The sequence below is a fragment of the Bradyrhizobium sp. LMTR 3 genome (genome assembly GCF_001693485.1).
In the GTDB taxonomy this organism is placed as follows: Bacteria; Pseudomonadota; Alphaproteobacteria; order Rhizobiales; family Xanthobacteraceae; genus Bradyrhizobium.
On record NZ_MAXC01000043.1, the window covers coordinates 533,441 to 556,777 of the forward strand.

Consider the following 23,337-nt stretch of genomic DNA (forward strand, 5'->3'; position numbering starts at 1 on the left):
GGTACGTACGCCTGAAGGCGCGACGAGCACCGGACCCGGCTGGATCAAGGATCTAAAATGAGGGAACGATGAACCGCATCACCGGCAGGGCCAGCCCGCCGGTGATGCAAGACGAAGCTCGTCAGGCCACCTTTCGTCCGGCCGCGAGATCCTTGACGGCTTCGGTGGTCAGCGGCTGACCACCGACGCCCCAATCGCCGCTCGCGACTTCAGAAATCTTGACCCAGGTAACGCCGCGCATGTTCTCGCCTTCGATCGCCACCATGGCGTCCGTAAGCTTCCTGATCATCTGGCTCTTCTGCTCGGAATTGAACACGTTCTCGATGACGTGAACCTCTATCAATGGCATGCAGTTCTCCTTGATGCTTGCCTCGCGGCAGCGACGGCAGCGTCAACATGCCCGTTACGACCGGCCAAGACTTTCAGACCGCTATGATTTGCCGTCCAGACTCTCTTGAGATATCGCCGCGAACCTATTCCAAATCTCAATTATCGCAGGCCTGCGCGCCGAAACCCTTCCAGATAATGTGCCTTGTCAGTCTCGTGCTCGAATGGCAGTCCACTGGCCAGCCAGGCGAGCGAGATGTTGGGCTGGGCGCAGCGGAGGCCCTCGACGGCTGCTTTGGCGGCGCCAGTGTCGCCGGCCATGCCGAGGGAGGCCGTCAGCACGCGGTGGGCGCCGACGAAGTCGGCGCGCTGCCGCAGCGCTTCACGCGAGAGGCGGATCGCCTCTGCGTAGTTTTTGCCGACATACTGGCAATAGGCGGCGACGCCGCAATAGATCGCGGCAAAGGGATCGCGGGGTGAGAGTTTCAGCGCCTCGCGCGCCGCGCGATCACCGTCTTCCCAGCGCCCGCGATAGGACAGCGCAACACCATAGATGCCGCGCGCGGGCGAGAAATTCGGATTGAGCCGCAGCGCCAGCTCGAATTCGGCGATGCAATCATCGAAACGCCGGTTGAACAGATAGACGCTGGCCAGCGCATAATGCGCCCACGCGTCCTCGCTGTCGGCCCGGATCGCCGCCAGCGCCGCGCGCTCCGCCGTTGGTACGGCCCTGGACATTTCCTGCCAGCCCATATGGGCGCCGAACGTGTGGCAGGCAGCCAGCAGGCTGAGCGCCTGGCCGTAAGAAGGATCGACACTGATTGCCTTTTCCAAGAGCGCCTGCGCGACCAGATTGTCCTGCCGCGTCACGCGCCAATAATGCGATAGCGCCCGCATCACCAGATCCCAGGCATCCATGTTCTCAGGCGTCTTGCGCCGGGCCCGGAAATCCTCGGCAGCGTAGAGTTGCGGCTCGATCGCCGCGACGACTGCCTGCGTGATTTCGTCCTGCACGGCGAACACGTCGGCGAGATTGCGGTCGTAGCGTTCCGCCCAGAGGTGACTGCCGCTCGCCACGTCGACGAGCTGGGCCGTGATGCGCACATGGTCGCCGTCCTTGCGCACGCTGCCTTCGACGACATAGCCGACGCCGAGTTCCTCGCCGATCTGTTGGTGATGGACGGATTTTCCCCGGTAGCTGAACGAGGAATTCCGCGCGATCACATAGAACCAGCGCAGCTTCGACAGCGCGGTGATGATGTCCTCGCTGATGCCTTCGGAAAAATATTCCTGCCCCGGCTCGCCAGAGAGATTGGCAAACGGCAGCACTGCAATTGCGGTGCGATCGAGCGCCGGCAGGGGCGGGTGCAGCGGCTCGCCGGCGAGGTCGAACGGCTGGGGCCCACCGGCATGCGCTCCGCGGCCGTTTGCGGCTTTCGGCTGCACGTCGCCGACGAAGCGAAAACCTTTTCGCGCGAGCGTGCGGATCATGATTTGATCCTTGCCGTTGTCGCCGACCGCCCTGCGCGCGGCGTTGATCCGGCTCGTCAACGTGGATTCGGAGACGATGCGGCCGTCCCACACCTTCTCGATCAGATCGTCCTTGGTGACGACGCGGTCGCGGTTTTCGATCAGATGAACCAATAGATCGAACACCTGCGGTTCGACCGCCACGCTCTCGCCGCCGCGGATCAGCTCGCGAAGGTCGACATCGAGGACATGGTTGGAAAAGTGAAATTGCACGGCTTCATCCCGGTTAATGGTCATAGATCACTTCGGACCGCACGTAATTTTCAGTCACTTCGTCCCGCACTTCCTGTTGGAGCATGATCTCCGGGCAAACGCTCCGCGTTTGTCCCGAGGGAAAACCGGTATCCACTTTTCCGGATCATGCTCCCGGGAAAGGTAGAGCGAATTACCCGGCGGGACCGTGTGAAAAATCTCACAAAAAGAGGCATCTCACTGAAAAATCAGGGTGCCCTCAAGGCAAAATCAGCCTCGCATCACAGTCTTTAGGTCCTGCCAGGGCCATGTTCGGTTCATCGCGGCCCCCTTCCGTGGCCGCATGATCCCAGAAGGAAATCCCGATGGCCGGACAGACAGCGACTGCAGCGACCCAGACTCAAGCCGATTCTGCCCAAGCCAATTCCGCCCCACCCGCCACCGACCTTGCAGCACTCAAGGCGCGTCAACAGGCCGCATGGTCGTCCGGCAATTACGCCATTGTCGGTGCGACGCTGCAGATCGTCGGCGAGGAACTCTGCGAGGCGCTCGATCTCAGGGCCGGCTCAAAGGTGCTCGATGTCGCCGCCGGCAATGGCATGGCGAGCCTCGCTGCGGCTCGGCGGTGGTGCGACGTCACCTCGACCGACTATGTGCCGGCGTTGCTGGAGCGCGGTCGGGCTCGCGCCGCGGCGGAAGGCATGCCCATCGAATTCAGGGAAGCTGACGCGGAAAACCTGCCGTTCGATGATGACAGTTTTGACACGGTGCTCTCCACCTTCGGCGTCATGTTCGCACCGAACCAGGACCGCGCGGCCGCCGAGCTGATACGGGTCTGCAAGCCCAAGGGCCGGATCGGCCTGGCGAACTGGACGCCGGACGGTTTTATCGGACAGGTCTTCAGGACGCTCGGCAAGTATCTGCCGCCGCCCGCCGGCACCAAATCGCCGGCGCTGTGGGGCACAAGCGCGCGGCTGACCGAAATGTTCGACGCTGGCGCGCGCTCGATCAGAGCGGAATCGCGCTTGTTCAAGTTTCGCTATCGCTCGCCGGCGCACTTCCTCGACGTGTTCAAGACGTATTACGGCCCGGTGCTGAAAGCGTTTGCAGCCCTCGAGCCGGCGAAACAGGAAGAGCTGCATAACGATCTGTATGCCCTGATCGTTCGCATGAACCGCTCCGGCGACAGCACGATGGTCGTTCCCAGCGAATATCTCGAGGTCGTCATCACCAAGTGGTGAAACGGCGCGCCGAAGACTTCAGCGGAAGCCATATGCGTGGCGCCGCCGGCGGCGCCACGCATAAAAATCAGGAGCATTTCGATGAGCAATGTGATTGAAATCTCGCGCGCGTATCGCGAAAAGGCTTGTGTCGTGGCGCTGCATTGCTCGCTGGGCTCAGGCCGCCAATGGAAGACGCTCGCCGATGAACTCGGGCGCGAGCATCCATTCTTCGCCCCTGACATCGCGGGCTATGGTACCAATAGCTGCTGCGCGGCGGATCTGCCGCTGACGCTCGCTGAGGAAGTTCGATGCCTGAGCGGCCAGCTCCAGGATGCGGACGGCCCCATCCATCTCGTCGGCCATTCCTACGGCGGCGCGATTGCGTTCAAGATCGCGACCTGCTCCCCGTTCGCGCATCGCCTGCGCAGCCTGACGCTGATCGAGCCGGTGCTGCCGACACTGCTGTGCGAGAGTGACGCAGACCGGCGGCTGCACGCGCGTTTCGCGCAAGTCGCCCGTGACGTTTCCGAGGATATCTGGAATGGATCGGCGCTGGAAGCGATCGACATGTTCATCGAATTCTGGAACGGCTCCGGTCCGCAGGATCCGCTACCGGCCAGCGCGCGTCTGCGCATGATCGAGCGCGCCGACAAGCTTGCGTTCGATTTCACGGCGGCGTTCGCCGAAGAGAATGTCCCGATCGCGGCGGCCTCGCTTCGCGTCCCGACGCTGCTGCTTTCGGGAGGGCTGTCGCCCTATCTCACCCAACGCATCGTGCAGCGGCTCGGCGCGATCATGGACTGCGCCGATATCCAGCATTTGCCGGCTGCCGGCCATATGCTCCCGCTCACCCATGCCTCGTCGGTCAATCCCGCGATCGCGAGACATATCGCCCGCGCGGACGAACTCGCAGGCGTTCCGCTGGCGCTCGAAGCGGCGCCGGCGGAGGCCGTCAGCCGGGCGGAGGGGTGAGATTCTTGGCGCTTGGCTCTCCTGTCGGCCTTCTGGTATCGGTAAGACCGAAACCGGGAACGAAATGCCGATGACCATCCTCCGCGCGCGCGACCTTACACTTGGGCTCACTGCCCTGATTGCCGCGGGCCTGATCTGCCTTTCCGCCTCCCCGCTCCGCGCCGCCGAGGACGCCGACCCCGCCGCGCCCAAAGGCGCCGCGGTCACCGTGCTCAAGGCGCAAAAATCCTGTTTTGCCAATATCGTCGAAGTCTCCGGCAACATCATTGCGCGCGAGGAGACGCAGGTGCGGCCGGAGCGGATGGGGCTGAAGGTGGCCGAGGTGATGGTGGATGCGGGCGACAGCGTCACCGCGGGGCAGGTGCTGGCGCGGCTGGCTTTGCCGGAAGGCGGGCAGATTTCGGTGCAGGCGCCGGTGGGCGGGGTGATCTCAGCCACGACGGCCGCCGTCGGCGCGATGGCGTCGGGCAAGGGCGAAGCGCTGTTCTCGATCATCGCGCGCGGCGAGTTCGACCTGGTCGGCATGGTGCCGACGCGCGATATCGCCAAGCTGCAGGTGAACCAGACCGCGCGGATCAAGGTGATCGGCGCCGGCGAGGTCGATGGGCGGGTGCGGCGGCTGTCGACCACGGTGGAGCCGAACAGCCAGCTCGCGCAGGTGTTCGTCGGCGTCACCACCAACCGCCGGCTGCTCGTCAATTCAAGTGGCCGCGCGCAGATCAGGACCGGGCAGAGCTGCGGCGTCGCGGTGCCGCTGACCGCGATCCTCTACGGCACCGCCGGCACCGTGGTGCAGGTGGTGCGGCGCGCCCGCGTCGAAACGCGGCGGGTCGAGACCGGGCTGATGTCGGCCGGCCAGGTCGAGATCACCTCCGGCCTGCAGGAAGGCGACATCGTGGTAGCGCGCGCCGGCGCGCTGCTGCGCGAGGGCGATCCGGTGCGCGCGGTGACGGCGAGCGCGGACGGGAAGTAGGGCACTACTTAGAATTTTATGGCGCCGCGGCGGCGGTGCACTCACTCTCCCGCTTGCGGGGAGGGTTGGGGTGGGGGTGCCTCCGCGAGCACTAAAGCCAAACGGTGAGACCGGTACCCCCTCACCCGGATCGCATCTTGCGATGCGACATAGCCAAAGCTTCGCTTTGGCGTGCTTAGGACGGCCGCCGAAGGCGGCCTATGCCTCTCCCGCGAGCGGGGCGAGGTGAGCGGAGCAAGCGGCGACAACACGCCTACGATTTATGTCGGTTACGCAAAAATAGCTGTCAGCACCGAGGCGGAGGCACCCCCACCCATAGCCGATGCTACGCATCGGCGTTCTTAAACCAAGGACGGCGGCGGTAGGCCGCCTACGCCTCCCCCGCAAGCGGGAGAGGGGGGCAGCGCCGTTGCGGCGGCGCTTTCCTGCGTTCCGCAGGGACGACCTGGGGAGCTCGGCCCGCCTTACCCGCCGAGGCGGACGTCTTCCAGCAGGGACGACGACACCTGGGGCACCTGCTCGCCGTCGGAGGCGCGGGAGATGGAGATGCGGGTCTTGTTGAAGGCGCTGGCGACGCCGGATTGCGAATTCAAATTGTTGAGCAGCTCGGTGACCAGCACGCTGTACTGGCCCTTGCCGTCGTCGGCCACCTTGCCCGGCGTGGCCGAGGTCAGGATCAGCGCGTTCTCCGGCGTGGAGATCGGAGCGAGGCCGTGGGAATAGGAGCGGAAGCGGCGCTCATAGGGGTTGCGGCGGGAGGCGTCGACGACGACGAGCTTGGCGCTGGCGCCCTTCTCGGTCATCGTATCAAGCACCTGCTCAATGCTGACGCCGTCGCGGCGCACATCGGCTTCCTTCCAGATCGCGGCATCGACCGGAATCATAAAGCTCTCGCGGCCGACCTGAACGCCGTAGCCGCCGAAGAACAGCATCGCGACGGTGTCCGGCTTGATCTTGTCTTTCAGGCGGGCGACGGCGCGGGCCATGTCGTCCTTGGTGGCGTCCTCGACCACGTCGACGTCAAAACCCTTGGCACGCAATGCAGCCGTGAGGCCGCGGGCATCGTTGATGGGCTGGGACAACGGCGCGGCGGCATCCGGATAATGGCCGTTGCCGATCACCAGCGCGACGCGGGCCGAGGTGCCGATCGCACCGGTCTGCTCGGTGCCGATCGCCTTGGCGGCGTCGAGCGAACGCTTGTTCAGCGCAGCATGGGCGCCGATCGCCAGCGACACCAGGCCGACAAAAGCCACGGCAATGGTGACGGTGCGGCGGGAAATGCAGAGCTGACCAAGGTTCATTCGCGTTTCCATTCCCAAGTTTGTCCAAAGCGCCAAGCAAGACCGCGCCAGTTAGTCGCGTGCGGACCGTTCAGGTTTGATGGGGTTGCCGGGTGTGTGCCGTCCAATTGCGCTCAATTTGCGGCACCGCAACAACGGTCTTTTATCCTGTCGGGCCCTTCCGGACAACCTCATTCGACGCATGGAACCAATTGCAGCCGACTATGGAGGAGGGTTAACGCCAAGTAAGTGACCCATATCACATTGTGTTCCCTGCAGGATTTGGTTAGTTCTCAAGGGCTTGCAGGCCCATCCGGCCGGCGGTGGCTGCGTGGACTCCCATCGAGCCCGTTCCAAAGCCCCGGGACTACCGGAGTTTTACGGATCGTGCTCAACGTGGCCCTCCCTTCACCGTTCCGGCGGAAAGTAACTGCATGGGCTTTTCTACCATCGCCGGCGCCGCATTTCGGGCGCTGACCGCGCGGAAAGACGGCCCGTCGCTCTACGACGTCTGCGACCCCGTGCTGCTGAAATACCGCGGCGGCGACCCCCATCTGGGAAAATTCTATCGCACGGCGCTGGGCAACCCGGCGCTGCGGCCGCTGTTGCGGCGGACCGGGCACCCGGCCTTGCGCGACCAGAAGCGGCTCGGCGCCTTGCAGGAGGCGCTGCGACGGGCGCGCGACGATGCCGAGCCGGACTGGGCCGCGGTGGGGCAACCGATCGCCGAGCTGATGGCCGATATCAATGTCCGCCACCCCGCCCCCGGGCCGGTGGCGGCACCGGGCCGCCCGCCCGGGCGACGCGAAATCGACCGGGTGATCCGCCGCTGTGGCGCGCATCTGCTCGGCTCGTTCGCCAGGAACGGCTTCATCCCGACCTATGCCGCCTTCAACCTGATCGGCGATGCCGACATGGGCGGGCGCGAGATGCTGATGGCGCTGACCGGGCTGAACTCGCGCGGCTACAAGAACTCGACGCTCTTGTTCAGCCTGGCGCGGATCTTCATCGCGCATTCGCCGGCGCGCGCGCTGATCAACCCGCCCTGGCGAGGGATTGCCGAGCCGATGTGGCAGCCGATGCAGATCCGCCACCGCTCGGCCTATTACGACGCGTTCTTCACCGAGGCGCTGCTCAGCTACGTCGAGACCGGGCTGGCGTCTTCGGACGAGGCCGCGGCCTCCAGGCGCGCGATCGCGGAGATGGTCGATTTTTGTCTCAAGACCTCGGCCGAGGAAGTGCCCGCGCATGACGGCACCACCGTGAACGTCATCACGGCCCTGGCGCCGCTGCCGCATCCGCGCTTTTCAAAATTCTTCTCGCAGATCAAGCAGGATTTAGGTTTTGGCATCTACGTGCCGGACTGCGACACCACGGCGTGCTCGTTCTCGGCCGCCACACAAGCCGGCTGCACCGATCCGATCCTCGACCAGCCGCTGCTCGACTTCTATCGCGGCTACCAGGTGCGCGAGGGCGCCAACGAGCCGCGCGTCACCGTGCCTTTGAACGACAATATCGACTACGAGGGCGGCGTCGTCACCTGGATCGACAATCTCGCCGGCGACCGGCCCTATGGCAACGATCTCGATCCGACGCTCAACCTCGATATTCTCGAAGTATCCTTCCGCAACCTCTCGCGCTGGAAGATCCTCGAGACGCCGCAGCGGCTGGAGACGGTGCATCGCATCCTGGGCTTCCAGCGGCGGCTTGCCGAAAGCGGCGCGTTCAAGAACCCGCGCTCGCACATCTATTACCTGCCGGAACTCTACTCCGCCTATTTCGGCCGCTGCCATGCCGCGTTCATGGCATTGCCGGAAGCGGCGCGGCAGGCGATCGATCCGGACGGCGCGTTCGCGCTGATCCGCGAGAAGGTGCTCGCCTATGTCGAGGGTGAATTGATCGCGCGCGAGATGAACCCGTTCGACGCCGCGCTGGCGCTGATGGCGCTGGCGCATCTCGGCGCCGACGTCTCGACATTCGCGCCGGCGCTGCATGTCATCGTCGCAAGTCTCGGCGAAGGCGGCAGGCACGGGCCGTACCGGGCGTACGAGTGGAACAAGATGAAGACGCCGACGCGGATTCTGGTCGGCGGCCCGGAAGTGACGTCGGCGTTCGTGTTGATGGGGCTGGCGTTGGCGCGGCGGGCGATGACGAAGGGCAATGCGTGACGCGCGGTGCTTACCCTCCCCTGGAGGGGTTCGAGACGAGCGAAGCTCGCTCGTGGGTCGCCGCTCATGTAATGAGCGGCGGGGTGGGGTGACGGTCTCTCCACGTCCAACAGCGCCCGTGTTGAGAGATCACCCCACCCCGCCTCACATTTCGCTACGCTCCATGTGAGCCGACCCTCCCCCTCCAGGGGCCTCCAGGGGAGGGTGAACATCTCGCGGGAAGTTGAAAGCGGTGCGACACCCCTGCTCTGGCAAGACGGCTCCATTGTCCGCACAATCCGCATCATTTTGCGACCGGGATTGCCGATGAAATTACGGACGTTGCTTTTCGCGTTCTTGCTGCTGTCACTGCCCGCCACCTCACACGCGGCCGACATCACCGGCGTTCCGAAAATCCGCGAGGGCGATCAGCTCCAGATCGGCCACACGCGCATTCGCCTCGGCGGCATCGACGCGCCGGCCGTCGATCAGCTCTGCCTCAACACCAAGGGCGAACGCTGGACCTGCGGCGCTGCCGCGCGCGACGAGCTGATCAAGCGTTTCGGGGCCAAGAGCTGGACCTGTCATACAAGGGCGGTGGCCGATCGCCGCGGCCGCACGGTGGCGCGCTGCGAGGCCGACGGTGAGGACATCCAGAAATGGCTGGTGTCGAACGGCTGGGCGCTGGCGCTGACGCGCCTCTCGCGCGACTATGACGCCGACGAGAAGGCCGCGCGCGAGGCCAAGGCCGGGATGTGGCAGGGCGCGTTCATCGCGCCGTGGGACTGGCGTATCCGCAACAAGAAAACCGCCGTTCTCGGCGCCGTCACGCCGCCGGAGAATGCGCGGGCGGTGCTCTTGGCCTCGGCATCCGGACCGGTGGCGCCCTCGCCCGACTGCACCATCAAGGGCAACGTCAATCGGTCCGGCGAGTGCATCTATCACCAGCCGACAAGCCGCTGGTATGCGAAGATCGAGATGAAGATCTCAAAAGGCACGCGCTGGTTCTGCTCGGTCGAGGAGGCCGAAGCTGCCGGTTGTCGCGAGACACGGCGGTAGCGGCCATTCCGTGGCCTCATGGTTCGAGACGGCGCTGGCGCGCCTCCTCACCATGAGGGGTCTCAGACCTCATCCTGAGGAGCGGCACCAGGCGCGTCTCGAAGGATGAAAGCCCCCGCGCTATCGAGTATCCTGACCACCACAACAGAAGCGGCGAGAACTCAGAAACGTGGCCAAGGTTCGAAATCATTCGCGACTGAACCGCGTCTTGTTGCTCGCGCTCGTCATCCTCGGCGGTTACGTCCTGCTCGCCTATCTGGTGCTGCCGGGCTTCTGGACTCACTACGAGCATCAGCGCGGGCTGGCCGAGATGCCGATGGTGACGCGCACCGCGCAGGGCATTCCCGGCGATCCCATGAATGTCGGGCTGATCGGAGACCAGCGCGACGTGGTCTGCGCGATGCATGCTGCGGGCTGGTATCCGGCCGACCGGATTACGCTGAGATCCTCGATCGAGATCATCGGCAGCGTGCTGCTCGATCGCCCCTACAAGGAGGCGCCGGTGAGCAACCTCTATTACCTCGGTCGCCGCGAGGATCTCGCCTATGAAAAGCCGATTGGGACCAGTGCCGACCGCCGCAACCATGTGCGCTATTGGAAAGTACTGGAGAGCGGCGAGGAGAAGCGCCCGGTCTGGCTCGGAGCTGCGACGGAGGATCGCGGCGTCGGCGTGAGCCGATACACCGCCGCCGTCACGCACCACATCTCGCCCGATCTCGATGCCGAGCGCGCGCTGCTTGCGACTGACCTGGAAAATGCCGGCATGGTGGACGCGAAATACCAGGTCACCGGCATCGGCCCGACGATCGCAGGGCGGAACGGCGGCGGCGACGCCTATTACACCGACGGCGAAATCTGGGTGCTGCGGCTGGTCGAGGCCTGCAAGAAGCGCGAGGGGCCTGCGGTGACGATCCCGAGCCCGCCGGCGACCGAGCTCAAGGATCAGATCTGGCGCGCGATCGCCAATGCGATGGGAAAATGACCTGCGATGACTGTGGGGAGCGGAGCAATGAGAGCAATTCCCTTCTCATCAAATTACAGAATGGATTGCTTCGCGGAGCCTGTCATCGGGCGCACATTTTTGTGCGACCCGGTGGCTCGCAATGACGGTTGCGATCCAATATTATGCCGACCTTCGACCGATGCCGCTCCCCTGACGTTCTACAATTAAGGAAAACCAAAAAATGACCGTTCGCGCGGGCCGGGAATTTCTGGCCATCCCGGGACCTACCACCATGCCCGACGAAGTGCTGCAGGCGATGCATCGCCCGGCGCTCGACATCTATTCCGACCAGATGGTGCAGCTCACCGAAAGCCTGCTCGCCGATCTCTCAAAGCTGTTCGCTACCAAAGGCAAATCCTACATCTACATCGCCAACGGCCATGGCGCGTGGGAAGCGACGCTGTCCAACGTATTGTCGCGTGGCGACAAGCTGCTCGTCCTGGAAAGCGGACGCTTTGCGATCGGCTGGGGCCAGGCGGCGGCTGCGATGGGCGCCGAGGTCGAGGTGCTCAGGGGCGACTGGCGCCGCGCGATCCGCGCGAGCGAGGTCGAGGCACGGCTGCGGCAAGACAAGGACCACACCATCAAGGCGATCGTCGCCGTGCAGGTCGATACGGCTTCCGGCGCCTATAACGACATCGAAGCGATCGGCAAGGCAATCAAGTCCACCGGCCATCCGGCGCTGTTCATGGTCGACACCGTGGCTTCGCTCGGCTGCATGCCGTTCGAGATGGACGAATGGGGTATCGACGTCGCGATGTCCGGCTCGCAGAAGGGCCTGATGACGCCGCCCGGCCTGGGCTTTGTCGCCGCCAACGACCGCGCCCGCGAGGTGCACAAAAAGGCCAACCTGCGCACGCCCTATTGGGACTGGACCGAGCGCGAGGGCAGCGAGCATTACCGCAAATATGCCGGCACTGCCCCGGTGCATCTATTGTTCGCGCTGCGCAAGGCAATCGACATGCTGCAGACGGAAGGGCTGGAAAACGCGTTTCAGCGCCATCGTTTGCTCGCCGAGGCGGTGCGCCGCGCGGTCGCGGTCTGGAGCGAGGGCCAGGTGATCGGCTTCAACATCGCGGAGGCCAATGAGCGCTCGAACACCGTGACGACGGTGACCATGAACGGCCACGATCCGGCCGCGCTGCAGCGCTACTGCAAGGAGAAATGCGGCGTGGTGCTCGGCACCGGGATCGGCGATTTGTCCGGCCAGGCTTTCCGCATCGCCCATATGGGCCATGTCAATGCGCCGATGATCCTGGGCACGCTCGGCGTCGTCGAGGTCGGCCTCAACGCGCTCGGCATTCCACATGGCAAGGGCGGAACCGAAGCCGCGATCGAGTATCTCGGCGAGAACGTCGGCGTGTAGAAGTTGTCATCCCTGCGTTCGCAGGACGCGTCACCGTATTTCACATGGTGAGAGAGGCGGCGTCCGCGCAGCCTCTTCAGCCGCATCTAAATGATGGGTATCGCTTCGCTCCACCCATCCTACTCTTTTCCAACCCGCATTAGCGCGTATACTGGCATACCAAGCCGGGCGCTGATCCGTGCAAGAACACGAGTGGGAGTGAGGCGATTGGCGTCCGTTGATTTGCGCGGCCTGACCAAGCGATTCGGCTCGCTTGCGGTGGTCGATAACGTCTCCCTGAGAATCGATCACGGACAACTGGTCTGCCTGCTGGGGCCGTCGGGCTGCGGCAAGACCACCACGCTGCGGCTGATCGCGGGCTTTCTGGAACCTTCCGACGGCGAGATCCATGTCGGCGAGCGACTGGTGTCGTCGTGCGCGCGCACGCTGCCGCCCGAGCAGCGCAACATGTCGATGATCTTTCAGAGCTACGCGCTGTGGCCGCATATGACGGTGACCGAAAACATCGTCTACGGCCTGCGCCTGCGCAAGCTCGACCGCGACACCATCGCGAAAAAACTGGCGGCGATCCTGGCCACGACCAAGCTGGAGGAGCTGGCGCAGCGCTATCCCGGCGAGCTCTCCGGCGGGCAGCAGCAACGCGTGGCGCTGGCGCGCGCGCTGATCGTCGAGCCCGAGACGCTGCTGCTCGACGAGCCGCTCTCCAATCTCGATGCGAATTTGCGCGAGGAGATGCGGTTCGAAATCCGCCGCCTGCACGACGAATATCGCTACACCACCGTCTACGTCACCCACGACCAGTCCGAGGCCATGACCACAGCCGACCTGATCGCGGTCATGAACGGCGGCCGGATCGACCAGCTCGGCACGCCCGAAGACATCTACGCACGGCCGGAGTCCGGCTTCGTCGCCCGCTTCATCGGCGCCAGCAATGTCATCAAGGGTACCGCACGCGATGCCAACCACGTTGCCTTCGCGGGCGCGACATTGAAGGTGGTCGGCGCACCGCTCACGGCAGGCCAGGACGCCGTTGTCGCGATCCGTCAGCACGATATCGGGCTTTCGACGCAGGCGCCCGCTTCAGCAGAGAATGCGGTCAAGGCGGTCGTCACGCGGCAAGTCTATCTCGGCGCGGTGCGAGACTACATGGTCGAGGTGGCCGACGGCAGCAGTTTGCGCGCCACCACGCCGACCGAAACCAGCGTGCAAAAGGGCAGCGAGGTCTGGCTGACGCTGCCGCCCGAGCGCTGCCGGGCGCTGAGCCGATAAGCAAAGCGGGAGGACGCGATGAGGGGACGAAAGCTTTCAAGACGCGACATCCTGAAGGGCCCGGCTGCGCTCGCGGTTGGCAGCGTCTTCGCCTCTCCCGTCCGTGCCCAGGCGCCGGAGCCGGTCGCGATCACGCCTGCGCTGGTGGAGGCGGCGAAGAAGGAAGGCAAGCTGATCTTCTATTCCTCGATGGACCTGCCGGTCGGCGAAAAGCTCGGCAAGGCCTTCGAGGCAGCCTTTCCGGGCGTAACCATCCAGATCGAGCGCTCCGGTTCGGAGCGACTGTTTCAGCGTATCGACCAGGAATTTGCGAGCAACATTCACGCCGCCGACATCGTCAACTCCTCCGACGCCTCGCACTTCATCAGTTGGAAGAAGAGCGGCTGGCTGATGCCGTTCGTGCCGGAGGACGTCGCAAAACATTTTCCGGAAGGCTATCGCGATCCCGACGGCATGTTTGCGACCTCGCGGATGTGGCTGTCGTCGATCGCCTACAACACCAATCTCGTCAAGGCGGAAGACGCGCCGAAGAGTTTTGCCGACCTGCTCGACGCCAAATGGGCGGGCAAGATGGTCAAGGCCCACCCGGCCTATAGCGGCACCATCATGACCGCGACGTTTCAGCTCGTTCGCGAACTCGGCTGGGAGTACATGGAAAAACTGGCGAAGCAGCGCGTGATGCAGGTACAGTCGTCGACCGATCCGCCGAAGAAGCTGTCGCTCGGCGAACGCGCCGTGATGGCCGACGGCAACGAATACGGCATCGTGTTGTTGAAGGAAGCCGGCCAGCCGGTCGAGCCGGTGTACCCGACCGAAGGCACGCCGACGATTTCGGGACCGACCGGCATCTTCAGGAGCGCGCAGCATCCCAATGCCGCAAAATTGTTTCAGGCATGGCTGCATACGCGCGAGACGCAACAATTCTTTATCGATTTCAGCGCGCAATATTCGGTTCACGCGCAGGTGCAGTCGAAGCCTGGCCGGCGGAAGATTTCCGACATCAAGCTGATGAAGGAGGATGCCGAGGGCGTCGAGAAGATGATGGAAGAAATCAAGACGCGCTATGCGCGGCTGTTCAGGGTTTGAGGATGCTGTCGGCCACATCCACCGCCGTCATTCCGGGATGGTCCGAAGGACCAGACCCGGAATCTCGAGATTCCGGGCTCATCGCTTCGCGATGCCCCGGAATGACGGAGAGAGTTTTCGCATGACCACCATCACCACCACCGACACCCCCAAACGCCGCATCGACCTCACCCGCCCCATCCTGTGGCTGTTCGCCGCCTTCATGATCGTGCTGATCGTGCTGCCGCTGTCGTGGCTGGCGGTCTTTGCATTCACCGACAAGGCGCGGCATCCGACGCTGCAGAATTTCGTCACGCTGTTCACCGACCCCGCTTTCCTCGATCCATTGCTGACGACGGCGATCATCGCCACCACTTCCGCGGCGGCCTGCTGCCTTGTCGCCGCCCCGATCGGCTGGCTGGTGTCGCGCACGGACATGCCGGGGCGGCAGATCATCCGCGCGCTGGTGACGGCTTCCTTCGTGACACCGCCGTTTCTCGGCGCGGTCGCCTGGGAACTGCTGGCGGCGCCGAACAGCGGCATGCTGAACCAGCTCTATCGCTACGTCACCGGCGCCGAAGATCCCTTGTTCGACATCTATTCGCTGACCGGGCTGATCTTCGTGATCTCCTGCTACACCTTTCCCTTTGTGTTCGTGCTGGTCGCCAATGCGCTCGACAACATGCCGGGCGAACTGGAGGATGCTTCGGCCATTCTCGGCGGCAGGGCCTGGACCACGGCGCGGCGCGTCACGATTCCTTTGGCGCTGCCCGCGCTGGTCGCCGGCGCGCTGATAGCGTTCCTGCAGGCGATGACGCTGTTCGGGTCGCCGGCAATCCTGGCGTTGCCGGCCGGCTTCCATACCATGACGACGAAGATCTGGAGCCTGTTCCAGTATCCGCCGAAGCTGGAACTGGCTGCTGCCGCCGCCGTGCCGCTATTGCTGCTGACGATCCTGCTGCTGCAGGGCCAGAAATTTCTGCTCGGCCGCCGCGGCTACTCCGTGCTCGGCGGCAAATATGGCCCGCCGCGGCCGATCGAAATGGGGCCATGGCGCTGGGCCGCGCTGGCATTCTGCCTCCTCGTGTTGCTCAATCCGGTGTTCCTGCCCTATTTCGCGCTGCTCAACGCAGCGTTCTCGCCGAACGCGACCACGCTGGTGACGCCGTCGACGGCGACGCTGCATAACGTCGTCTTCGTGTTCACCGAGTTGTCGTCGACCCAGCTTGCGCTGAAGAACACGGTGGTCCTGGGCGCATCGACGGCGACGATCGGCACGATTCTCGCGCTCGTGGTTGCCTATGTCACGACCCGCCGCGTGATCGCGAGCCATCGCATGCTCGGCTTTCTCGCCACCGCCCCGGTTGCCGTGCCCGGCATCGTGCTCGGTGTCGGATTGTTCTTGAGCTACACGCGGCCACCCTTCGTGCTCTATGGCACGCTGTGGATCCTGCTGCTGGCGTTTCTCACCATCAATCTCCCTTCGGCCTATCAGCAATTGCAGGCAGCGTTCGCGACCATTCACCCCGAGCTTGAAGACGCCAGCCGCATTCTCGGCGCGAGCCGGCTGCAATCGCTGCGCCAGATCACCGCGCCCCTGTTGCGCACCGGCGTGATCGCGACGTGGTGCTTCATCTTCATCGGCGTGATGCGGGAGTTATCCGCCGCGATCGTGCTGTTCACCTCGCAGACCAAGGTGCTGTCGGTTTTGATCTACGACCTCAACGAAAGCGGCGACCTCGCCGCGATCTCGGTGCTCGGCATCGCCATGCTGGTGATCACCTTTGCGGTGGTGCTTGCGGTGAACCGGATCCCGATGTTCGGCGGCGCCGGGGCGAAGTTGCGGAATAGTTAGCAACCCGTAGGGTGGGCAACGGCGCTCTTGCGCCGTGCCCACCATCAAGCACCCCGCAAGGAAAGGTGGGCACGCTGTCGCTTTGCCCACCCTACGGATCGGCGCATCTGGTAATCTATCCGTTCACCCCGATATAAGGCTCGTTCATCGAGCCATACGAGGATTGAGTGACACAGACCCTAGCCAACAAGCCCCTCTCGCCGCCGATCGCCCCGCGCCGGCCGCATACTTTCACCACGCACGGCGTCACCGTGCAGGACGACTATGCCTGGCTGAAGGACCCGCAATGGCAGGAAGTGCTGCGCGACCCCTCGATCCTCGACCCGGACATCCGCAAGTATCTGGAAGCTGAGAACGATTACACCGAGAGCCTGCTCGGCCACACCGCCGTCCTGCAGAAGAAGCTGGTCGCGGAAATGCGCGGACGGATCAAGGAAGACGATTCCAGCGTGCCGTCGCCGGACGGCCCGTTCGCCTATTTGCGAAAATTCCGCGAGGGCGGGCAGCATGAAATGTTCGGCCGCACGCCGCGCGATGGCGGCGACGTGCAGATCGTGCTCGACGGCGACGCACTGGCCACGAACCACGAATATTTCAAGTTCGGCGGCGCCCGGCACTCGCCCGATCACAAATTGCATGCGTGGAGCGCGGATACCAAGGGCTCGGAATATTTCTCGATCCGCGTGCGCGACTGGGCGACTGGAACCGATCGCGACGATCTCGTCGAGGAGACGGATGGCGGCATCGTCTGGAGCAAGGATTGCCAAAGCTTCTTCTATGTCAAACTCGACGACAACCATCGCCCGATGCAGGTCTGGCGCCACCGGCTCGGCACGAGGCAGCCGGACGACACGCTGGTCTATGAGGAGCAAGACTCCGGCTGGTTTACCCATCTGCACGAGAGCTCTTCCGGCCGTTTCTGCGTGATCGCCGGCGGCGATCACGAGACCTCGGAACAGCGGCTGATCGATCTCGCCAATCCCGAAGCGCCGCCGCGGCTGGTGGCGGCACGCGAGGAAGGCGTGCAGTATTCGATCGCCGACCGCGGCGATGAATTGTTCATTCTCACCAATGCGGATGACGCGATCGACTTCAAGGTCGTCACCGCACCGCTCGCCTCGCCCGAGCGCGCCAACTGGCGCGATTTGATCCCGTATCGCGAGGGCGTTTACGTGCTCGACGTCGAGCTCTATGCCGACCACATGGTGCGGCTGGAGCGCGCCAATGCGCTGCCCGCGATCATTATCCGCGATCTCGGTAACGGCGAGGAACACGCCATCGCCTTCGACGAGGCGGCGTATTCGCTCGACACCATGGGCAGCTACGAATTCGAGACCACCAATCTGCGGTTTTCCTATTCGTCGATGACGACGCCGTCGGAAGTCTATGACTACGACATGACCAAGCGAACGCGCGTCTTGCGCAAGCGGCAGGAGATTCCGTCCGGCCATGACCCGGCCGACTATGTCACCACGCGGATCATGGCGGCGTCGCATGACGGCGCGTTAGTGCCGGTCTCGATCCTGCACCGCAAGGACCTCGTGCGCGATGGCAACGCGCCGCTGTTGCTCTACGGCTACGGCTCCTACGGCATGGCAATGCCGGCGTCGTTCTCGACCAACCGGCTGTCGCTGGTCGATCGCGGCTTTGTCTATGCGATCGCGCATATCCGCGGCGGCGCGGACAAAGGCTGGGGCTGGTATCTCGACGGCAAGCGCGAGAAGAAGACCAATTCATTCGACGATTTCGCCGCCGCGGGCCGCGCCCTGATCGAAGCAAAATACACCAGCGCCAAGCGCCTCGTCGGCCATGGCGGCAGCGCCGGCGGCATGCTGATGGGCGCGGTTGCCAATCGCGCGGGCGAATTGTTCGCAGGCATCGTCGCCGAAGTGCCGTTCGTCGACGTCCTCAACACCATGCTCGACGACACGCTGCCGCTGACGCCGCCCGAATGGCCGGAATGGGGCAACCCGATCGAGAGCGAAAAGGATTTTCGCACGATTCTGTCGTACTCGCCCTACGACAATATCGCGGCGAAGGAATATCCCGCCGTGCTCGCGATGGGCGGCCTGACCGATCCGCGCGTCACCTACTGGGAGCCGGCGAAATGGATCGCGCGGTTGCGCGCGACCATGACCGGTGGCGGTCCGGTGCTAATGCGCACCAACATGGGCGCCGGCCACGGCGGCGCATCGGGCCGCTTCAACCGGCTCGATGAAGTCGCGATCGCCTATGCGTTTGCGCTGTGGGCGGTCGGGTTGGCGGAGAAGGGTGAGGCGTGAGGCGCTCGTGTCCCGGACGCGGTGCGGCGTGCAACGCAGCACCGCTGAGCCGGGACCCACCAACGCATGGGCCCCGGCTCTGCGGCGCATCGCTTTGCGCTGCGCCGCGTCCGGGGCACGCAGTTAACGCCCGTTCTTCTTTCGCCACTCCGCGAAATCGGTCAGCGTCTGCGGATCGGTCGCCGGATAGAGCCCGAAAATGCCGCGGCCGTTCTGGACCTGCTCGGTGACGAAATCCTCGAACGCGGTCATCTCGACCGCCTCGTCGGCGAGTTCGTCGGCCAGATGCGCGGGGATCACGATCACCCCGTCGGCATCGCCAAGAATGACGTCGCCGGGAAACACCGGAGCGTCGCCGCAACCGATCGGCACGTTGATCTCGATCGCCTGATGCAGCGTGAGATTGGTCGGCGCGCTCGGGCGGTGGTGATAGGCGGGGAAGCCGAGCTTTGCGATCTCCGCGGAATCCCGAAAGCCGCCGTCGGTGATGACGCCGGCGCAGCCGCGCTGCATCAGCCGCGTCACCAGGATGGCGCCGGCGGACGCGGCGCGGGCGTCCTTGCGGCTGTCCATCACCAGCACCGCGCCGGGCGGGCAATCCTCGATCGCCTTGCGCTGCGGGTGGCTGCGGTCGCGGAACACGTCGATCTTGTTGAGGTCCTCGCGCGCCGGCATGTAGCGCAAGGTAAAAGCCTCGCCGACCAGCACCAGTTGATCGGGGCCCAAGGGGTGCACATCCTGAATCATCTGAATGCGGAAGCCGCGCTTGAACAGCGCGGTGGCGACGGTGGCCGTGGAGACGGTTTTGAGTTTGTTGCGGGTGGCGTCGCTCAGTTTTGTCATTTCATTTGTCCTTTGACGTCATTCCGGGGCGATGCGCCAGCATCGAACCCGGAATCTCGAGGTTCTCAGGTGCGCAAGTGCGCACCATAGTTCGCGCTTTGCGCGCCCCGGAACGACGGGTGGCTAGACCGCCCCGTGCGCTTCCACATACAGCGCATAGACCGAGTGGCAGCTTGTCATGTAGAGGCGGTTGTTCTTCGCACCCCCGAACGTGAGATTGGCGCAACGCTCCGGCAGGCGGATGTGGGCTAGCGGCTTACCGGCCGGGCTGAACACCACGACGCCGTCGAGATCCTCCGGCTTGCCCTTGAGCTGGAACACCCTGCGTCCGCCGACATCCGTCGGCTCGGGCTGCAGCGCGCCGTTGGAGCCCCAGCCGCACCATAGATTGCCGTCGCGGTCGACGCGGAAACCGTCGATCGCGCCCTGATCCGCGGCGTCGATCAGCTTGGTCTTGCCTCCCACCGTGCCATCGTCGTTAACGTCAAAGCTCCAGATGCTGCGGTTTGGCGTGCCCTTCCATTCCACGACATAGAGCTTTTTCTCATCCGGCGAGAACGCCAGGCCATTGGGATTGAAGATGTCGGTGACAACGGCGGTGAGCTTGCCGTCCTTGGTCAGGCGATAGACGTTGGTGGTCGCCTGCTCGGGCTTTTCCTTCTTGCCTTCCCACTCGCCGTTGATGCCGAACAAGGGATCGGTGAACCAGATGGTGTCGTCGGATTTCACCACGACGTCGTTCGGCGCGTTCAGCCGCTTGCCCTCGAACTTGTCGGCCAGCACGGTGATCTTGCCGTCCTTCTCGGTGCGGGTGACGCGGCGGGTGACCGAATGCTCGCAGGTGAGGAGGCGGCCCTGACGATCGCGCGCGTTGCCGTTGGCGTAATTGGCATTGGCGCGGAAGACCGAGGTCTGGTTGGTCTTCTCGTCGAACTTCATGATGCGGTTGTTGGGAATGTCAGAGAACAAGAGATAGCCGCCCTCGGGGAAATACGCCGGCCCTTCGGCCCAGCGCATGCCGGTCGCGACCTGTTCAATGGTCGAGGAATAGATCCGGTATTTTGCAAAGCTGGGATCGAGGATCTGCACGGCGGGATCGGGATAGCGCTGGTTCGGCGTGAACGGGAACGATTGCGCGAGGGCGGTGCGCGCGAGCAGCGTCGTGGTAGCAGCGGTGCCGGCGCCTGCGAGCAGATTGCGTCGAGTGATGGTCATTTGTCGTCCTCCCCTGTGATGCTTTTTGTTTGGTGTCGGTTCTTTATTGGTTTTGGGCACGTCATTCCGGGATGGTCCGAAGGACCAGACCCGGAATCTCGAGGTTCCGGGTTCGCTTCGCGCCCCGGAACGACGGTGATCAGTAAATCGGCGGCTCATCGACCGGTGCCCCAAATCCGGTCTCCAGAAAATCGAAGTCACAGCCTTCATTGGCCTGCTTGATGTGGCGGGTGAACATCCAGCCATAGCCGCGCTCGTAACGCGGCTCCGGCGGCTTCCATTCGGCGCGGCGCATTGCGAGCTCCGCCTCCGGTACATCGAGATTGACGGTGCGGGCGTTGACGTCGAGCGTGATCGTGTCGCCGGTTCGCACCAGCGCCAGCGGGCCGCCGATGTAGGATTCCGGCGAGACATGCAGGATACAGGCGCCATAGCTGGTGCCGCTCATGCGCGCATCCGACAGCCGCACCATGTCGCGCACGCCCTGCTTCACCAGCTTGGTCGGGATCGGCAGCATGCCCCATTCCGGCATGCCCGGCCCTCCCTGCGGACCGGCATTGCGCAGGATCAGCACGTGATCCGCCGTGACGTCGAGATTGGGATCGTCGATCGCTCTCTTCATCGAGGGGTAATCGTCGAACACCAGCGCCGGCCCGCTGTGCTTGAGAAAGCGCGGCTCGCAGGCGCTCGGCTTGATGACGCAGCCATCGGGCGCGAGATTGCCCTTGAGCACCGCAAGCGCACCTTCCTTGTAGATCGGATTCTCGACGGTACGGATGACGTCGTCATTATAGACCTCGGCACGGACGATATTCTCGCCAAGGGTCTGGCCGGTGACCGTGATGGCATCGAGATGCAGATGATCCCTGATGCGGCTCATCAGACCCGGCAGGCCGCCGGCGTAGAAGAAATCCTCCATCAGATATTTGTCGCCGCTCGGACGCACATTGGCGATCACCGGCACCTTGCGGCTGGCTTTCTCGAAATCGTCGAGCCCGATGTCCTGGCCGGCGCGGCGCGCCTGCGCGATCAGATGGATGATCGCATTGGTCGAGCAGCCCATCGCCATCGCGACCGTAATCGCGTTCTCGAAGGCTTTTCGGGTCTGGATCTTCTCCGGCGTCAGGTCCTCCCACACCATCTCGACGATGCGGCGGCCGCATTCGGAGGCCATGCGGATGTGCCCGGCATCGGCTGCGGGAATCGAGGAGGCGCCCGGCAGCGTCATGCCGATCGATTCCGCAATCGCCGTCATGGTCGATGCCGTGCCCATGGTCATGCACGTGCCGTAACTGCGGGCGATGCCGGCCTCGACGTCGACCCAGTCCTTGTCGGAGATTTTTCCGGCACGGCGATCGTCCCAGTATTTCCAGGCGTCCGAGCCCGAACCCAGCGTCTTGCCCTTCCAATTGCCGCGCAGCATAGGCCCGGCCGGCAGATAGATCGTCGGCAGATTCATGCTGGTGGCGCCGAGCAGGAGGCCGGGCGTGGTCTTATCGCAGCCGCCCATCAGCACCACGCCATCGACGGGATGGCCGCGCAGCAATTCCTCGGCATCCATCGCCAGCATGTTGCGGTAGAGCATGGTGGTCGGCTTCAGAAACGATTCCGACAGCGACAGCGTCGGCAGCTCCATCGGAAAGCCGCCGGCCATCAGGATGCCGCGCTTGACGTCGTCGACGCGGCTCTTGAAGTGCATGTGACAGGGCTGCGCATCCGACCAGGTGTTGAGGATCGCGATGACAGGCCGGCCCTTCCATTCCTCCGGCGCGTAGCCCATCTGCATGGCGCGCGAGCGGTGGCCGAAGGCGCGGAGATCATCGGGCGCAAACCAGCGCGCGCTGCGCAAGTCGGCGGGGTTCTTCTTGTTGCTCATGACTGCGTCCCCCATTTCTGGACGGTGTTGCGCTCGATCGTGCGGAAGATCAGGTTCTCCACGATCAGGCCAATGACGATCACGGTCAACAGGCCGGCGAACACGGCGGGGATATCCAGCAAATTTCGGTTCTCGAAAATGAACCAGCCGAGGCCGCCCTGCCCCGACGACACGCCGAACACCAGTTCGGCGGCGATCAACGTCCGCCAGGCAAACGCCCAGCCGATCTTCAGGCCCGTCAGGATCGAGGCGAAGGCTGCGGGGATCAGGACGCGAAATACGTAGGGCAATCCGCGCAGGCCGTAATTGCGGCCGACCATGCGCAGCGTGTTCGAGACGCTCTTGAAACCGGAATGGGTGTTGAGCGCGACTGGCCACAGCACCGAGTGGATCAGCACGAACACGAGACTACCGTTGCCCAGCCCGAACCAGATCAGCGCCAGCGGCAGCAACGCGATCGCCGGCAAGGGATTGAACATCGCCGTGATGGTTTCGAGGAAATCCGTGCCGATCCGGGTCGAGATCGCGAGAATCGTGAAGATGGCGGCGAGCGCAATGCCGGCGGCATAGCCCATGAACAGCACCTTCAGCGACGCCCAGGCGCGCAAGGGAATGGTGCCGTCGCGCACCTTGTCGAACATGGTGACGATGGTGTCGTGGAAGGTCGGGAACAGCAGCGGATTGTTCAGGATGGTGCCGTAGGTCTCCCAGGCCGCGGCGAGAAAGATGATGATCACGGCCTTGCGCACAAAACCGTCGTTCCACAATAGCTCCAGCACCGTGAGCTTGCGCTCGACCTCGGCCGGCGCCGCCGCCGTCAGTTCGGCGGCATCGCGCAACAGAATTCTGGCCTCACCCAT

The 23,337-nt window shown here is 64.1% G+C and carries 18 protein-coding genes; 11 read left to right on the top strand and 7 right to left on the bottom strand.

Annotated elements, in window-relative coordinates; genetic code table 11:
* Positions 1-121: 121 nt before the first annotated feature.
* On the bottom strand, positions 122-349 hold the full coding sequence (locus LMTR3_RS25995; protein ID WP_065747801.1) for a tautomerase family protein: 228 nt from the start codon (positions 347-349) through the stop codon (positions 122-124).
* 140 nt (positions 350-489) lie between these two features.
* A complete protein-coding gene (locus LMTR3_RS26000) occupies positions 490-2,070 on the bottom strand; it encodes a winged helix-turn-helix domain-containing tetratricopeptide repeat protein (RefSeq protein WP_065747885.1) in 1,581 nt (526 codons plus the stop codon).
* Positions 2,071-2,414: 344 nt separating this feature from the next.
* On the opposite strand from LMTR3_RS26000, the gene LMTR3_RS26005 reads away from it, so the two are divergent.
* From LMTR3_RS26005 to LMTR3_RS26015, 3 genes are all read left to right on the top strand, one after another.
* A complete protein-coding gene (locus LMTR3_RS26005) occupies positions 2,415-3,290 on the top strand; it encodes a class I SAM-dependent methyltransferase (RefSeq protein WP_065747802.1) in 876 nt (291 codons plus the stop codon).
* An 81-nt stretch (positions 3,291-3,371) separates the two neighbouring features.
* Positions 3,372-4,244, top strand: a complete 873-nt coding sequence (locus LMTR3_RS26010; RefSeq protein ID WP_065747803.1) for an alpha/beta fold hydrolase — start codon at positions 3,372-3,374, stop codon at positions 4,242-4,244.
* Positions 4,245-4,314: 70 nt separating this feature from the next.
* Positions 4,315-5,217: an efflux RND transporter periplasmic adaptor subunit gene (locus LMTR3_RS26015; protein ID WP_065747886.1), complete on the top strand. Its 903-nt coding sequence runs from the start codon at positions 4,315-4,317 to the stop codon at positions 5,215-5,217.
* A gap of 464 nt (positions 5,218-5,681) precedes the next feature.
* Here the strand turns inward: LMTR3_RS26015 and LMTR3_RS26020 are convergent, their stop codons facing one another.
* On the bottom strand, positions 5,682-6,518 hold the full coding sequence (locus LMTR3_RS26020; RefSeq protein WP_065747804.1) for a caspase family protein: 837 nt from the start codon (positions 6,516-6,518) through the stop codon (positions 5,682-5,684).
* Between the two features lie 413 nt (positions 6,519-6,931).
* Here LMTR3_RS26020 and LMTR3_RS26025 point away from each other — a divergent pair, with 413 nt between their 5' ends.
* The 8 genes from LMTR3_RS26025 to LMTR3_RS26060 all read left to right on the top strand — a co-directional run bounded on the left by LMTR3_RS26025 (position 6,932) and on the right by LMTR3_RS26060 (position 18,543).
* Positions 6,932-8,665, top strand: a complete 1,734-nt coding sequence (locus LMTR3_RS26025; protein ID WP_065747805.1) for a hypothetical protein — start codon at positions 6,932-6,934, stop codon at positions 8,663-8,665.
* Positions 8,666-8,971: 306 nt separating this feature from the next.
* Positions 8,972-9,703: a thermonuclease family protein gene (locus LMTR3_RS26030; protein ID WP_065747806.1), complete on the top strand. Its 732-nt coding sequence runs from the start codon at positions 8,972-8,974 to the stop codon at positions 9,701-9,703.
* A gap of 196 nt (positions 9,704-9,899) precedes the next feature.
* Positions 9,900-10,685, top strand: a complete 786-nt coding sequence (locus LMTR3_RS26035) for an LssY C-terminal domain-containing protein (protein WP_084029815.1) — start codon at positions 9,900-9,902, stop codon at positions 10,683-10,685.
* 202 nt (positions 10,686-10,887) lie between these two features.
* Positions 10,888-12,072, top strand: a complete 1,185-nt coding sequence (locus LMTR3_RS26040; RefSeq protein WP_065747808.1) for a pyridoxal-phosphate-dependent aminotransferase family protein — start codon at positions 10,888-10,890, stop codon at positions 12,070-12,072.
* 198 nt (positions 12,073-12,270) lie between these two features.
* Positions 12,271-13,341 carry an ABC transporter ATP-binding protein gene (locus LMTR3_RS26045; protein ID WP_245319994.1) on the top strand — a complete coding sequence of 357 codons (1,071 nt, stop codon included), beginning with the start codon at positions 12,271-12,273 and terminating at the stop codon, positions 13,339-13,341.
* Between the two features lie 18 nt (positions 13,342-13,359).
* Positions 13,360-14,427, top strand: a complete 1,068-nt coding sequence (locus LMTR3_RS26050) for an ABC transporter substrate-binding protein (protein WP_065747810.1) — start codon at positions 13,360-13,362, stop codon at positions 14,425-14,427.
* Positions 14,428-14,548: 121 nt separating this feature from the next.
* Positions 14,549-16,261, top strand: a complete 1,713-nt coding sequence (locus tag LMTR3_RS26055) for an ABC transporter permease (protein ID WP_065747811.1) — start codon at positions 14,549-14,551, stop codon at positions 16,259-16,261.
* 167 nt (positions 16,262-16,428) lie between these two features.
* On the top strand, positions 16,429-18,543 hold the full coding sequence (locus tag LMTR3_RS26060; RefSeq protein WP_065747812.1) for a S9 family peptidase: 2,115 nt from the start codon (positions 16,429-16,431) through the stop codon (positions 18,541-18,543).
* A gap of 123 nt (positions 18,544-18,666) precedes the next feature.
* Here LMTR3_RS26060 and LMTR3_RS26065 read toward each other — a convergent pair whose 3' ends face one another.
* From LMTR3_RS26065 to LMTR3_RS26080, 4 genes are all read right to left on the bottom strand, one after another.
* Complete coding sequence (locus LMTR3_RS26065; RefSeq protein ID WP_065747813.1) at positions 18,667-19,386, bottom strand: ribonuclease activity regulator RraA; 720 nt, start codon at positions 19,384-19,386, stop codon at positions 18,667-18,669.
* 123 nt (positions 19,387-19,509) lie between these two features.
* Positions 19,510-20,601 (bottom strand): SMP-30/gluconolactonase/LRE family protein, encoded by a 1,092-nt coding sequence (locus LMTR3_RS26070; protein ID WP_065747814.1) that lies wholly within the window; start codon positions 20,599-20,601, stop codon positions 19,510-19,512.
* A 139-nt stretch (positions 20,602-20,740) separates the two neighbouring features.
* Positions 20,741-22,477 (bottom strand): L-arabinonate dehydratase, encoded by a 1,737-nt coding sequence (gene araD, locus LMTR3_RS26075; RefSeq protein ID WP_065747815.1) that lies wholly within the window; start codon positions 22,475-22,477, stop codon positions 20,741-20,743.
* Complete coding sequence (locus tag LMTR3_RS26080; RefSeq protein ID WP_065747816.1) at positions 22,474-23,337, bottom strand: ABC transporter permease; 864 nt, start codon at positions 23,335-23,337, stop codon at positions 22,474-22,476. The genes araD and LMTR3_RS26080 overlap by 4 nt, the downstream gene beginning before the upstream one ends.